Genomic DNA, 13,970 nt, shown 5'->3' with positions numbered 1-13,970 from the left:
GCTGGTGGCGGGACAATGACGCTCCTGGAGATGGTGGTGCGGATGCTGGCGCTGGCGCTGGTGCTGGTGGTGCTGGTGCTGGTGTCGGGGCTGCGCGGCCGGGCGACGGCGGTGCGGGCGGTCAGGGCTGTTTGACCGGCTGGCCCGAGGGCTTCGGCCCGCGCGGCACGGTGGCGCCGGGCTTCGGGGTCGCCCCCGTCTTCGACGTGGTGGCCGCGTTCTTCGAGGTGGTGAGGGCGTTCTTCGAGGTGGCGGCCGGGTTCTTCGGCTGCGGTGTCGCGGACCGCGCGACCGTCCGGGGTGCGGACGAGGCGGTCGACGCGGACGACGGGCCGGGCGACAGCGACGGTGCGGGGGTGTGCGGCGGGACGGGCGTCCGGGCGGGCTGCGCGGGTATCCCCATCGCCGGGGCGTCCGCCTGCACACCGATCAGGCTGCTGGCCATCGCGACCGCCAGGATCGCGCCGACGACGGAAACCGGCCAGCCCAAGCCGCGCAGCAGACGGCCGCGCAGACCCGACTGGTCGACGAACACGGGTGCGGGGGCAGGCACCTCGACGTCCGACTCGGACCTGTCGAAGCCGGTCGGGTACACCGATCCACGCTGGCTGGAATTGGCTGTAGGGCGCACCTTGCGAGGCCTTTCATTGCAGGGTACGTAGACCGGGACCGCTGGATCGCAGGGCGAACGCTAGTGCACCGAGCCGAAGCGACTTGACCTTGATGCACTTATTTGACCCGATCTATCCATGGGTCGTAATCGGATCGAAACGCCAATTGGTCGTACCGACCGGTAGACCGACCCCTACGGTCGCCGAGTGCAGACGGGAGCGTGTTTCAGCCAAAACGTTTCGCCGGAACCGTGGAGTCCGGGTGGCGCGAGGGGCCGCCACGGCGGTCGCTCCGACCCCCGCGCGGAGCCTTAGGATGACGCCCTCATCGGATCAGCTGCTGATCCCCACGCAAGAGGGCGTGTCCGAATACCGCCTCTACGCCCCCAAGGAGCCCGTGTGAGCCGCCAGCCCCGCCGCCCCTCTCGTCGCCGCGCGTGGACCGCGCTCACACTGCCCGCCCTCCTGTGCGTCCTCGCGGCGTGTTCCGGCGGCCCCGCCGCCGATGACGCCGCGCCGCGCGGCAGTGCCTCGCCGACGCCGTCCGGACCGCCGGGAACCCTGTTCGACGATTTCCAGTACAACGGCGCGGACGACCCCGCGCTCGCCGCCCAGGGCTGGGAGATCCGTACGGGCGGGGGCGGTCCGGGGATCAAGGACAGCTGGTCCGCCGCCGGCGCCGCCTTCCCCGCCGACGCGACCGCCCAGGGCGGCAGGGTCCTGCAGCTGCGGTCCTCCACCGACGGCACCAAGCAGGGCACCCAGCAGGTCGAGTTCCAGGGCACCGGCAAGAACCTCTTCACGGGCACGTACGCCGCCCGGGTCCACTTCAGCGACAAGCCCACGAGCGGCCGCAACGGCGACCACGTCGTGCAGACCTTCTTCCCGATCTCGCCCTCCGACGCCTCGGACAAGTACAGCGAACTCGACTTCGAGTACCTGCCGAACGGCGGCTGGGGCTCGACCGGGCCGCGGCTCGACAATGTCAGCTGGTACAAGGCCGATCCGCCGGACCGGGTCAACAACACCCTCAAGCAGCGTCTCGGGGGCTGGCACACCCTGATGATCACGGCCATGGACGGCAAGGTCACGTACTCCCTGGACGGCAAGGAGATATTCACCAGCTCCGGCAAGTACGTCCCGCGCGAGAAGATGGACATCCACTTCAGCAACTGGTTCATCGACCTCCCCTTCGCCGGCGGCGCGCGCACCTGGGAGATGAAGGTCAACTGGGTCTACCACAAGGCCGACGAGGCCGTGTCCCCGGCCGACGTCCAGAGGACGGTGGACGGCTTCTACAACGCCGGCACCCACCGCATCAACACCATCCCCAAGGCCTGACCCGGGCCTGCACCACGGGCACGAACGCGCGTCGAACGGGATCGACCGGGCATCGACCGGGCATCGAAGGGGAACCACGCGGGGTCGAGCGGGCGCCGCTGCGGAAAGCTGCTCCACAATTGACAGTTGGAGCCTGCCGGCGGTGATGCCGGGTGATGATGACCGGACATGGCCGGAGCCCGTGCAAGGACGCGTCCGTGTCCGCGGCCCGGGCGGCAGGGCGGACGGTGGCTGCGGGCTGCCGTGTTCACCCTGCTCAGTTCGGTACTGGCCGTCGCGGGCCATCAACTGGCGGCTGAGGGACCGGTTCCCTGGCAACGGGTGCCGGGCGGAGCGGCGGCCGCCTTCGCCCTGTCGTGGCTCGTCACGCGAACGTCCCGGCCGCGGTCCCGGCCCCGGTGGCACATGGTCGCGGGGACCGGCGCGGCCCAACTCGTGCTGCACCGGGCCCTGTCCGTACGGCATCCCGCGTTCGACGCGCAGGCCGAGGCCCACGGCCCGGGGCGGCAGATCGTACGGGCCGCCGCACACCACGGTACGTGGACGATGACGGCGGCCCATGGCGTGGCCACCTGCGCGATGGCGCTGCTCATGCACCGGGCGGATCAGGTGCTCAGCCGGCTGCCGGCGACGGTGGGCCGGTGGATCCAGCGGGCCGTCGCGGCCGCCGCCGCGGGCTTCGGCGCCCTCCACCGGCCGTGGGCGGGGCCGTTGCCTCGGACCGCGCCCGCGCCGTGCGGGGGGCCGGCCGCCCGGCAGGCGGTCGCGACGACGCTCTGTCACTCGGTGGTGCGGCGGGGGCCTCCGGCCGCGTACGCAGGAGACGGTCCCCCGATCCCCTCGTACCGAGAGGTTGCTCTTCCTCATGACCGGAACACACAGCCTTCCCCTCCCCCTTCCCCGCCCCCGCCCGCGTCCGCGGCCGCGCGGTCTGGGACTGGCCGCCCTCGGCGCCCTGGTGGTCCTCGGCGTCAGCGCCGGTCCGGCCGCCGCGCACGCCGGGGTCACCGCCTCCGACCCGCGCGCCCTCGCCGAGAACGTCACGCTCTCCTTCACATCTGAGGCGGAGTCGGACTCCGCGGGAATCGCGGAGCTGCGGGTCGTGCTTCCGAAGGGCATCGCCCCGGACGCCGTGACGCTGCAGGACGCCCCCGAGGGGTGGAAGCTGACGGCCACCCCGGACGGGTACAGCATCGGTGGCACGGCCCTGGCCACCGGTACCGATGCCGAGTACAGCATCATCGTGCGCCAGCTGCCCGACGAGAAGTCCCTGGTGTTCAAGACCCTTGAGACGTACGGCGACGGCAAGGTCTCCCGCTGGATCGAGGTTCCCACGGGCGGCGAGAAGGTCGACAACCCGGCGCCCGTGCTCGAACTGAAGGCGGCGGCCCCCGGGGCCAAGCCGATCGCCCCGCCCCCCTCGGCGACGCCGACGCCTTCGGCGACACCTGCGACGACGCCGAGCACGATCCCGTCCGAACAGCCGTCGGCGGCGGACCCGACCGCTCTCGCCGCAGCTCCGAACGCGGAGACCACGGACGCGGAGAAGGCGGGCAGCGTCACGGGAACAGCCCTCGGTGTGGTCGCGGCCGTCCTGGTGGTGGCGGCCCTCGGCGCCTTCTGGTGGCTGCGCCGCAGTCAGAGCCGGGGCCAGGTCTGACCGCCTGACCGCCTGTCCTCAGCAGCGGGGCGGGGCGGGGCGGGTGCAATGTACAGGGAGAACGCCCGAACCGGGTCTCCCGTTTCCCGGCTTTAGCCGAAGTTGCGCACCCGCCCCGGTGCCCCGTCCGGCAGCACTATCGTCCACATCCCGTCGTCGGTCCCCGCCCTGCCGGCGCCGAGTCCCTGGTGGCGATGGCCGCCCGCTCACGACCGCCACCCCGGAGACCGCCCGTCATGCACACAGGATCACCGGCATCACCCGGATCACCGCCGTCCAGGAGGCCGCTGACCGTCCTGGTACTGGTCGCCGCCGTACTGGCCCTGCTGTTGGGCGGGGCCGCCCCCGCCCTCGCGCACACCGCGCTCAGCGGCTCCGATCCCGCCGACGGCAGCGTCCTGCAGACACCGCCCCGCCAGGTCACGCTCACCTTCACCGAGTCCATCAGCTTCCCCGACGAGGCACTGAGGGTACTGTCACCGGCGAACGAACGCGTCAACCCCCGCCCGGCGCAGCACGCCGACGGCAAGGCGAACACGGCCCGCGTGGAGCTGTCCGGCGAACTGCCCGAGGGCACCTACACGGTGGCCTGGCGGGTCATCTCCGCAGACGGCCACCCGATCTCCGGCGCGTTCACCTTCTCCATCGGCAAGCCCTCCGAGACCGCCGCCACGGTGACCACCGACTCGCCGGACGACACGGCGGTCGGCCGCCTCTACGGCTTCTTCCGCTACCTCGCCTACAGCGGCCTCGCCCTCCTCGTGGGAGCGGCCGCGTTCATCCTCCTGTGCTGGCCGGCGGCGGTCGCGCTGCGCCCGGTACGGCGGCTGCTCGTCGCCGGGTGGGCGGCTCTGGCGGTGGCCACCGTGGCCCTGCTCCTGCTCCGCGGCCCGTACGAGGCGGCGGGCTCGCTGGCATCGGCGTTCGACCCGGCCCGGCTGGCCCGGACCGCCACCGGGAAGCCCGGAACCGCGTTCCTCGTCCGGCTCGCCCTGTTGCTCGCGGCCGCCGCCGTGATGCGCCGGCACCCGGCCGTGCGGCCCTTCCGCGAGGGCGACGGATCCCGACCCCCGGACTTCGGCGTCCGGTTCAGGCTGGCCGCGACGGCGCTCGCCCTGGGCCTGGCCCTCACCTGGGCCACTGCCGAACACGCCTCCGCCGGGCTGCAGGTGCCGCTGGCCATGCCGGTGGCCGCGCTCCATCTGGTGGCCATGGGCGTCTGGTTGGGCGGCCTGATCACCCTGGTGATCGCCCTGCGGGACCGGGGGCCGGGCGGCCTCGCGCTCCCGGCGTCCGCGGTGGGCCGCTTCGCGACGCTGGCATTCCGCGCGGTCGCCGTGCTGGTCGGCACCGGGCTCTACCAGTCCTGGCGGCAGGTCGGTTCGTGGGAGGCGCTGACCGGTACCTCGTACGGCAGGACCCTCGTCGCGAAGGGCGCCGCCGTGGTCCTCGTGCTGTACGTGGCGTCGTACTCCCGCCGGGCGGCAGCCCGCCTCCTCGAGGAGCCCGTACCCGCCGACGAGGCGCAGCGGACGCCCGAGCCCGAAGCGGTGCGCGTGGCGCAGTCGGTCGGCGCGTCCGGCTCCCGGGAGGCGACGGGCGGGAGCGGCGGCCCCGATACCGCCGCGGAAGGCCGGACGGACGGTGCCGGCGGCCATGGCGACGGCGACCGTGGTGGTGATGGTGATGGCGGCGACGGTGGTGGTGATGGCGGCGGCGACAGTGCCGGGCCTTCGCCCGCAGCGGAGTCCGAGCGGTACCGGCGCGGCCTGCGCCGCACCGTCGCGGCCGAAGCCGTACTCGGTGTGGTGGTCCTGGCGATCACGACCCTGCTCACGGGTACCCAGCCCAGCCGCGCCGCGGTCTCCGAGTCCGCCTCGGTCGCCGTCGGGCAGGAGCCGCAGGCCAAGGTGGTCACCGTACCGTTCGACATGGGGGCGGCCAATCGCCGCGGCCAGGTCCAGATCACGCTGGCTCCCGGCCGCGTCGGTGAGAACACGGTGGAGGCCGTGGTGTTCAGCGAGGACGGCGGCCTCGCGACCGTCCCCGAGCTTCGCCTCACGCTCACCCAGCGGGAGTCGGGCATCGGCCCCCTCGACGCCAAGCTGAAGAACCAGAAGGGGTATTGGGCCGCCTACGACCTGCGGCTGCCGATGGCTGGCGAGTGGAATCTCGACATCGTGGTGCGCACGACCGAGATCGACCAGGTCACCGTGCACGGGACCGTCAGCATCACGTAGCCGCCGCGGCTGCCCCGGCCGTTCGGGCGCCCCGGCCCGCGGGAAACCGTTGGCGGCACCGGCCGGGCGGGTGACAAGGTGCGGTGCATGACGCCGCAGTACCAGATCCGCGCCGACTACGATGCCCGCACCATCGTGGTCTACCAGGCGTATGCGGACGCGATCGCCGATGCCGCGCTGTGCGCGGGACGTTTCGTCCCGCCGTTCTCGTTCCGGCGGATGACGTGGATCAAGCCCTCTTTCCTGTGGCTGATGCACCGCAGCAACTGGGCGCACAAGCCGGGGCAGGAGCGTGTCCTCGCCGTGCGGATGACGCGAGAGGGCTGGGAAGAGGCTCTTGCCCGGTCCGTACGGACGACCGCGGACCCGAGGGCGGTGGCCCAGGCGGCCGTGCACCTCCAGTGGGATCCCGAGCGCTCGGTGCGCGGCGCGGCCCTGAACCACTACAGCATCCAGGTCGGCATCGGCCGGCACCTGATCCGCACGTTCGCCGAGGACTGGGTCGTCGGCATCACGGACCTCACCCCGCAGGTCCGCAAGGCCGCGGCGCTCGTCCGCGGCGGACGCACCGCCCAGGCCCAGCGCCTCCTGCCCACGGAGCGCGTCTACCCGACCCCCGGCAGCCTGGGAGCGCACCTCGCCCCGACGCGGTGAGAGAGCGGGCCGGGTGGGGCAGGCGGGGCGGGCGGGCGGGCGGGCGGGCGGGCGGGTGAGTTCGTGCGCCGTCCGGTTCCGCGTGCACGCGCGACTCAGCCCAGGGCGCGGTCGAGGTTGAAGGCGGCGCTGATCAGCGAGAGGTGGGTGAACGCCTGCGGGAAGTTGCCGAGTTGCTCCCCGCTGCGGCCGATCTCCTCCGCGTAGAGGCCTACGTGATTGGCGTAGGTGAGCATCTTCTCGAAGGCCAGCCGGGCTTCCTCCAGGCGTCCGGCGCGGGTGAGTGCCTCGACGTACCAGAAGGAGCAGATCGAGAACGTGCCTTCGGAGCCGCGCAGACCGTCCGGGCTCGCCCCTGGGTCGTAGCGGTAGACCAGCGAGTCGGAGACCAGTTCGGTGGTCAGCGCGTCGAGGGTCGAGAGCCACTTGGGGTCGGTGGGCGCGATGAACTTGGCCATCGGCATCATCAGTACAGAGGCGTCGAGCACGTCGTCGCCCAGTCCCTGGACGAACGCTCCGCGCTCGGCCGACCAGCCTTCCCGCATGATCTTCCGGTAGATCGCGTCCCGGCTCTGCTGCCAGCGCGGCAGATCGGCGGGCAGGCCGCGCCGGTTGGCCATCCGGATGGCCCGTTCGATCGCCACCCAGCACATCAGGCGTGAGTAGACGAAGTCCTTCCGGCCTCCCCTGGTCTCCCAGACGCCCTCGTCGGGCTGGTCCCAGTTGTCGCAGAGCCAGTCCACCACGACGCCGACCTCGTCCCAGTGGTCGCTGCTGATGGGCCGCCCCCACTTGTCGTACAGGTAGACGGAGTCGATCAGCGCTCCGTAGATGTCCAGTTGGAGCTGGCCGGTGGCGGCGTTGCCGACCCGCACCGGAGCGGATCCGAGGTACCCCTCCAGGTGGGACAGCTCGACCTCGGGCAGGTCACTGCGCCCGTCGATGCCGTACATGATCTGCAGCGGGCCGGCGGGGCCGGCGCCCGGGGCGATGCACCGTTCGGACAGGAAGCCCATGAACGCCTCGGCCTCCGAGGTGAAGCCGAGCCGGAGCATGGCGTAGACGCAGAAGGCCGCGTCGCGGACCCACACGTACCGGTAGTCCCAGTTGCGTTCACCGCCGACCCGCTCGGGAAGGCTCGTCGTCGGTGCGGCGACGATCGCACCGGTCGGCACGTAGGTGAGCAGCTTCAGCGTCAGGGCGGAACGGTTCACCATCTCCCGCCACCGGCCGCGGTACCGGGAACGGCTCAGCCAGCGCGACCAGAACCGGACAGTCGCCTCGAACTGCTCCTGCGCCTCGGCACGCGGACAGGCCTGCGGGCGCACGCCGTCACTGATCTGGTCGAGGGCGAACACCACGGACTCGCCTTCGAGGAGTTTGAAGTGCGACCACACGTCCGTGCCGTCGGATTCGAGCGGCGCGGTGGAGGTCAGCGCCAGGGAGATCGACCGGCACGTGAAAACGGCCTCGTGGGCCTGCGCGTGCACGGTGTGCGCTTCGGTGCCGTAGCCGAAACGGGGAGCGACCCTCGCTCGGAACGGAAGGGTGCCGCGTACGCAGACCACCCGCCGGATCAGCCGGTGCCGGGCCGCTGCGCGCGACTCGTCCACGACCGGCATGAAGTCCTGGATCTCGGCGACCCCGTCGGCCGCGTAGAACCGGGTGATCAGCACGTTGGTGTCGGGGAAGTAGAACTGCCGCGTCCGCGCCGGCACCTCGGCGGCCAGCTCCCACGATCCGCCCCGGTCGGCGTCGAGGATCGACGCGAACACGCTCGGGGCGTCGAAGCGCGGACAGCAGTACCAGTCGATCGTGCCGTTCGTGCCCACGAGCGCGGCGGTCCGGAGATCGCCGATCAGGCCGTGCTCGGAGATCGGCAGATAGCGGGAGCCGTTCACGTCGCCGCTGAGTCCGTTCCCGGATCCGTTCGCGAATCCGTTCGCGAGGTCCATACCGGCCTCCCTACCGCCCCTACCGTCTGGCCGCGAGTAGACGCGGGTAGCTGCGCGGGATCGAGAAAAAGTCGCTTTTCATGGTAAAACGCCCCCGGTGGTGCCCGCGCAGCGGACACCACCGGGGGCGGCTCCCGGGCTCTGGACCTGGGGCGGGGAGGCGGCCCGAGCAGGGCGCGCCGGCATGCCTGGCCGGGTTACCGGGCGCCGAGCCGCGTCAGGCGGGCCAGGGGTTCGGACGCGGTCGGCGGGCCGGCCGTCCGGCAGCGCCTCATGACCGAGCCACGCAGCGCCCCGCTGCTCGCCGCCGGGCGGAACGATCTACGGTGTGTCGGTGCAGCACTTCCCACCACCTCAGATACCCGCGAACGAACTCCGGCCGGGCCGTCACTGGTACGCCACAGCAGCCACGATCGCGGTCGTCCTGATCGCGATCGGCGCGGCCATCGGTGTCCACCAGTTGAACAACGTGCTCGGCTCGGTGGACACCGGCCGTCAGTTCGCCAACGGCGACACCCTCACCCTTCGGCTGGAACCGGGGAGCGAGAAGACCGTCTGGGTCAAGTACCCGGGCGAGTCACCCGGCCCGGCCTGCGACATCACCGGACCTGGCGCTCCGAGGCTCGACGATCCGGGCGCCGACGTGTTCCTGACCCGTGACGAGACCTGGACGCCGCTCCACACCATCGACGCGCCGCAGGCAGGCGACTACCGGATCACTTGCTCCTCCCAGGCACTCTCCCGGTACGCCGTCGGGGATTCCGGGGGCCTCGTCACGTTGGCGGGCCGGCTGATACTGGCCGTCCTCCTGGCGGTGCTCGGACTCGGCATCGGTGCCGTCATCGTCCTCGTCACCGCCCTCCGCCGCAGAGGACATCGCAAGCGGCTGCTCGCCGAACGCCGCTGAGCGGCCTTCGGAGCGGCGCGTCGCGAGTCGCGAGGGTGGCCTCGTGACCGTGAACGCTTTTCTGGCCTCCGCGCTCGATCGGGTACGGTCCATGCTCCCGGCCCGCGCCGACTTCATGGCGATGGGTCGCAGCCCCTGCCAGGACCTCGGTACGGCCGGGACGGGCCGGACGGTCAGCGCCCCGGCCCGGCGGACGTCGTCCCGGACCCGGACGAGGCCGCCCACTACCGGCGCACCCTGCCCGGATGGGCTCCCGGCCCGTACGACAGGTGCGGGCCGGGACGATACCCGGCCGGCCCATGTCGGCGGGGCCGAACGCCCCGCGGGGCGGCCTGCGCGTCCCGCGAGTTGCAGGGATCTGCAATTGTTGAGGTCACAGGTGTGAGGAGGGGCGAACGGAAGCCCCTACGGAGGAGCGGTTCCGGGTGGACGAGATGGACAGACACGGCAAGGCCACGCAAGCGAGCACGCCGCTGTACCAGCTGAAGTCGGAGTTCTTCAAGACGCTGGGGCACCCGGTCCGCATCCGCGTCCTGGAACTCCTGTCCGTACGCGAACACGCGGTCGCCGAGATGCTGCCGGAGGTCGGGGTGGAGGCCGCGAGCCTCTCCCAGCAGTTGGCCGTCCTGCGCCGGGCCAACCTGGTGGTCACCCGCCGGGAGGGCTCCAACGTGTACTACTCGCTCATCGACTCGCAGATCGCCGAACTGCTGAGCGTCGCCCGCAGCATCCTTTCCGGCGTCCTGGAGGGCCAGGCCGAACTCCTGGCAGACCTCCGCGCGAGCCGCCCCACCCCGTAGACGGTGTGCGCATCCTGGAAATATGGGTGCGGGCACGGATGGACAACCGCTGTCCGGCGGCCGGAGGATGGGCGGGGAAGTGGGTTCCGCTGCAGGTCACGCCAGCTGGGGGAGGACTGGGGAGGCGTGCCGGCCGGATCACTTCTGCGCGTGCTGGCCCAGGTGGAACAGCAGCCAGACGAAGCCCGCGAACACGTGCGTGCCGAAGATGTAGAAGAAGGCGCGCAGCGCGACGCCCTTCTGCTTCCACCTCTCCTGGTTCAACTCGTCCGACTGGTCGGACGGGGAGCGATTCGACTCAGGCTTTGCAAATTGCATAATCCTGCAAGTGTACCGGATGGCGGATGCCTGGCGCACGGAGGTTGGTGGCCGACGCGGCGCGATGGGGCAACAGCAAGACCGACCTCAGGGAAATGATCAGGGGGCTTTCATGACTGACCGTATGAAGCGTCCGGGCGGCGGCGCGTGGGGGGCGGCCGTGGGGGTGGCAGGTGTCTTCGCCCTGCTGACCGCACTGCCCCTGGCCGCGAGCGGCCGGCTGCCCGAGCGGGTGGCCACGCACTGGGGCGGGGCGGCGCCCGACGGTTCGATGCCGGTGTGGGCGGCTTCCGTGTTCCCGGCCCTCATATGGGCCGTACCGGCGCTCTGCACGATCCTGATGGCGCGGCGCACGCACGCCCCGGCCCCCTCATGGGCCGGGGCGGCACTGGCGTTCACGGGCATCTTCATGGCGGGTACCCAGGCGTCGATCGTCCGCGCGAACCTGGACCGCGCCGACTGGCGGGAGGCGGGCGCCGCGGGCCTGGGCATCGCCCTGACCTTCGTGGCCGCCCTGACCGCCGGCGCGCTCGGCTGGATCACCGGGCGCCGCGGGGAACTCCGTTACCCCGCCGCCGCAGCGGGCGCATCCCTGGAGATACCGGCGGGACAGCACGACGTGTGGCTCTCCCGAACCACCAACCCCTGGCTGCACCTCGTCGCGGCCGTCACCGGCGTCGCGGCGCTGGCCGCCGCCCTCGCCGCCGCCGGCGGCCTGCTCACGGGCACGCAGTGGGCGGTCGTCGCCCCCTTCGCGCTCGCCTCGGTCCTGACCCTGGCCTTCTCCTCCGTACAGGCACGGGTGACGGAGAAGGGCCTGGAGGTGGCCTTCGGCCCTCTCGGCCGGCCGACGCGCAGCTGGGCGCCGCAGGACATCGAGTCCTCCCGCGCCGAGTCGCGGACTCCGGCCCAGGTCGGCGGCTGGGGGTACCGGCTGAGCGGTCTGGGCACCACCGTGATGCTCCGGTCCGGCGAGTGCCTGGTCATCCGCCCCCGCAAGGGAGCCGAGTTCGCCGTGAGCGTCGACGACGCCGAACGAGGCGCGGCACTCCTCAACACCCTCTCCGCCGGACGGCCCGGTCAGGCCGTCTCTTCGGATCCTGCCTGACCCGCGCCGCCCGGCACCGTACCTCGCCGCGTCGTCGAGGCACCCGAGTCGTCCAGTACACGGGAGCCTCTCCGCCTTACGATGCCTCCCCTCGCCCTCCGGGCCGATCCGGAACAGACGACTTGGCAGCTGCTCCGACTCGCCTGCAGCACCGTCTGCTGGGGACGACTCCGAACCGCATTCCGAAGTGATCAGCTAGTACGGAAGGTAGTAGCTGAGTACGTCGGCCGTGAGGCGGGGGAAGAGCGTCCGGAACAGGTCCTCGTCCGCGGCGTAGACGTCGGGGCGGATCCGGGTCAGGCCCTCGAATCCGTGCGGGCCGAACAACAGAGGGGCCAGGTGATCGGGGGCCACCCCTGCACCTCCCGCGACCCCCGGCGACTGCATCGCGCCGCCGGTGACGACCTCACCGAGCCCGTCGGCCAGAACCGGAATCCGATGGTGGGCGCCGAAGGTGGAGATGACGATGTCCCGGCCGGTCCGGTCGATCCCGGCAGCGGTCAGACGCTGCCAGAACAGCGGACGCAGCCGGTCGAGCAGCACCGCGACGTCCGGGATGCGGATGTAGTACTGCTCTGCGCTCCGCCTGGGTTCGTGGTCGATGAATTCCTGCCAGGCGTTGCCGGTCACGGTACCGGCCCGATGGACGACCTGTAGCCCCTCCCCCGCTGCCAGGGCGCCGACTGCGCTCAGCAGCTCCCGCGCCGCCGACTCGTCGCGTGCCGCGGCCTCGGCCAGGAGCATCTCCTCCCCGGGAGGTGTGGTGCGCGCGGTCGCGATGACCGTGCCGGCCTGCTCGAGAACCACGAGGTTGCTCGACTCGTGGTCCAGGAGCCAGCGCCAGCACGCCGCCGAGTGCGGCATGGTCACGTCGATCCCGCCCTGCGCCGAGGCCTGCAGGGCGGCCATGGCCGGGATGTCGGAGGGCCGGGCGGCCCGCAGCGTGGCGTTTCCGTCACCGGGCTGCGGCAGGGGCGGCGGCAGGGCGTTCACGTTCAGCGCCTGCGGTATGTCGACGGCGTACTCGTAGCCGAACAGCCGGTAGAAGTAGGGGATTCCGATCATCGCCTGAACCACGTGGCCACGGGCCGCGGAACGCTCGTGGGCCCAGTGCATCAAGGCCCTGACGAGCCCGCGTCCCTCGTACTCCGCCTCGGTGGCGACCAGTTCCACCTGGCCGGCGGGCAGGCGGACTCCTCCGATGCACACCTCCTCGTCGAGGAGCGTCGCGGTGGACACCACCCGGTCGCCGTCGGCGACCACGGCGCAGGCGGACAGGCCCGCGTCGGGGTCGGTGACGACCAGCCGGTGGTCGACGGCGTCGTCCGGCTCCCCGCGCGCAGACAGGAGTGCGCCGATCTGGTCGAGATCTGCGGGCCTCGCCTGACGCAGGACAAGGCCGTCGGCCAAGGGGACAACCGCCGCATCGTTTTTGATCATGGTCACGGCCAGACAGTGTCAGCACTCCCCCGTCCCGCCCAACCGGTTTTTCGTGGCTCGCCGTTCACGCCGGCGGCGGAGCAGGTTCCTGGGTGAGGATCCGGGCCGCGGCGAACTCCTCGTGCCAGGCCTCGTCGGCCACCTCCAGGTAGCCGTACGCGTCCTCGCCGACCGGGACCCGCAGCGGAGTGGGGCCCTCGGCCTCGACGACACCCAGGACCCGCGCGGCGAAGTCCTCGGGGCGACCGGTCTCCGGGTTGTCCGCCAGGCCCCGCGCGCCGTCGAGCATCTCGCGGTTGGTCACGTCGTAGGCCGGGATCCGCCGCTGCGCCTGCATCATGGACACGCCGTAGCGCGTGGCGAACATGCCGGGCTCGACCACCGTCACGCGGATGCCGTGCGGGGCACCCTCGACAGCCAGGGCCTGGCTCATGCCCTCCAGGGCGTGCTTGCCGGCGACGTACGCGGCCAGACCCGGGAACGCCATGCGGCCGACCACGGAGGAGACGTTGACGATGTGGCCGTGGCCCTGGGCCCGCATCAGCGGCAGGACGAGCCGGGCGAGCCGCCACGGGCCCACCACCAGGGTCTCCAACTGGTCGCGCAGCTCGGCGTCCGAGACCTCCTCCACCGCGCCGAACAGCCCGACACCGGCGTTGTTGACGAGGATGTCGATGCCGCCCAGGCGGTCGGCCGCGCGCCGCACGGCTTCTTCGCAGGAGGCGGCGTCCCGCAGTTCGAGCGGGATCGGCACGACGCGGCCCGGCCATGCGGCGGCGAGGTCCTCCAGGTCGGCGGTCTTGCGTGCGGTGACCGCCACCTCGTGCCCGGCCCGCGCCGCGGCCGTGGCCAGCGCGTACCCGAGCCCGGAGGAGCATCCGGTGACCAGCCAGCGTCGTCGTCCCATCGTTCCCCCGTGACAGTTGAGCCGCTTTC

General features: G+C 72.0%; 12 protein-coding genes. 7 read left to right on the top strand and 5 right to left on the bottom strand.

From position 1 onward, the window contains the following. Window positions 1-121 precede the first annotated feature (121 nt). On the bottom strand, window positions 122-595 hold the full coding sequence (locus NRK68_RS30635) for a hypothetical protein (protein ID WP_257857361.1): 474 nt from the start codon (window positions 593-595) through the stop codon (window positions 122-124). Between the two features lie 415 nt (window positions 596-1,010). Between NRK68_RS30635 and NRK68_RS30630 the strand changes: the two genes are divergently transcribed. The 4 genes from NRK68_RS30630 (at window position 1,011) to NRK68_RS30615 (ending at window position 6,506) form a co-directional block, all read left to right on the top strand. Next, on the top strand, window positions 1,011-1,952 hold the full coding sequence (locus NRK68_RS30630) for a glycoside hydrolase family 16 protein (RefSeq protein ID WP_257857360.1): 942 nt from the start codon (window positions 1,011-1,013) through the stop codon (window positions 1,950-1,952). An 865-nt stretch (window positions 1,953-2,817) separates the two neighbouring features. Continuing rightward, complete coding sequence (locus NRK68_RS30625) at window positions 2,818-3,612, top strand: DUF1775 domain-containing protein (RefSeq protein ID WP_183064422.1); 795 nt, start codon at window positions 2,818-2,820, stop codon at window positions 3,610-3,612. A 236-nt stretch (window positions 3,613-3,848) separates the two neighbouring features. Further along, complete coding sequence (locus NRK68_RS30620) at window positions 3,849-5,852, top strand: copper resistance CopC/CopD family protein (protein ID WP_257857359.1); 2,004 nt, start codon at window positions 3,849-3,851, stop codon at window positions 5,850-5,852. Window positions 5,853-5,939: 87 nt separating this feature from the next. Beyond that, window positions 5,940-6,506, top strand: a complete 567-nt coding sequence (locus tag NRK68_RS30615; protein ID WP_183064420.1) for a DUF4291 domain-containing protein — start codon at window positions 5,940-5,942, stop codon at window positions 6,504-6,506. Window positions 6,507-6,601: 95 nt separating this feature from the next. Here NRK68_RS30615 and NRK68_RS30610 read toward each other — a convergent pair whose 3' ends face one another. Continuing rightward, window positions 6,602-8,461, bottom strand: a complete 1,860-nt coding sequence (locus NRK68_RS30610) for a glycoside hydrolase family 15 protein (RefSeq protein ID WP_257857358.1) — start codon at window positions 8,459-8,461, stop codon at window positions 6,602-6,604. Between the two features lie 328 nt (window positions 8,462-8,789). On the opposite strand from NRK68_RS30610, the gene NRK68_RS30605 reads away from it, so the two are divergent. Next, window positions 8,790-9,368 carry a hypothetical protein gene (locus tag NRK68_RS30605; protein ID WP_257857357.1) on the top strand — a complete coding sequence of 193 codons (579 nt, stop codon included), beginning with the start codon at window positions 8,790-8,792 and terminating at the stop codon, window positions 9,366-9,368. A 434-nt stretch (window positions 9,369-9,802) separates the two neighbouring features. After that, window positions 9,803-10,168: an ArsR/SmtB family transcription factor gene (locus tag NRK68_RS30595; protein WP_183064884.1), complete on the top strand. Its 366-nt coding sequence runs from the start codon at window positions 9,803-9,805 to the stop codon at window positions 10,166-10,168. Window positions 10,169-10,306: 138 nt separating this feature from the next. On the opposite strand, the gene NRK68_RS30590 is transcribed toward NRK68_RS30595, so the two are convergent. After that, complete coding sequence (locus tag NRK68_RS30590; protein ID WP_183064417.1) at window positions 10,307-10,486, bottom strand: DUF6126 family protein; 180 nt, start codon at window positions 10,484-10,486, stop codon at window positions 10,307-10,309. A 112-nt stretch (window positions 10,487-10,598) separates the two neighbouring features. Here NRK68_RS30590 and NRK68_RS30585 point away from each other — a divergent pair, with 112 nt between their 5' ends. Then, the gene (locus NRK68_RS30585) at window positions 10,599-11,594 is read left to right on the top strand and encodes a DUF1648 domain-containing protein (RefSeq protein WP_257857356.1); all 996 of its coding nucleotides are present in this window, start codon (window positions 10,599-10,601) and stop codon (window positions 11,592-11,594) included. Window positions 11,595-11,789: 195 nt separating this feature from the next. Here the strand turns inward: NRK68_RS30585 and NRK68_RS30580 are convergent, their stop codons facing one another. Together NRK68_RS30580 and NRK68_RS30575 are read right to left on the bottom strand one after the other, a co-directional pair. Then, window positions 11,790-13,034, bottom strand: coding sequence for a GNAT family N-acetyltransferase (locus tag NRK68_RS30580; RefSeq protein WP_257857961.1), 1,245 nt, complete (start codon window positions 13,032-13,034; stop codon window positions 11,790-11,792). Between the two features lie 64 nt (window positions 13,035-13,098). Further along, window positions 13,099-13,941, bottom strand: a complete 843-nt coding sequence (locus tag NRK68_RS30575; protein WP_257857355.1) for an SDR family oxidoreductase — start codon at window positions 13,939-13,941, stop codon at window positions 13,099-13,101. Window positions 13,942-13,970: the final 29 nt, after the last annotated feature.

This window comes from Streptomyces yangpuensis, assembly GCF_024666385.1.
In the GTDB taxonomy this organism is placed as follows: domain Bacteria; phylum Actinomycetota; class Actinomycetes; order Streptomycetales; family Streptomycetaceae; genus Streptomyces; species Streptomyces yangpuensis.
Note: the sequence above shows the minus strand (reverse complement) of the source record. Positions and strands in the feature narration are given on the sequence as shown.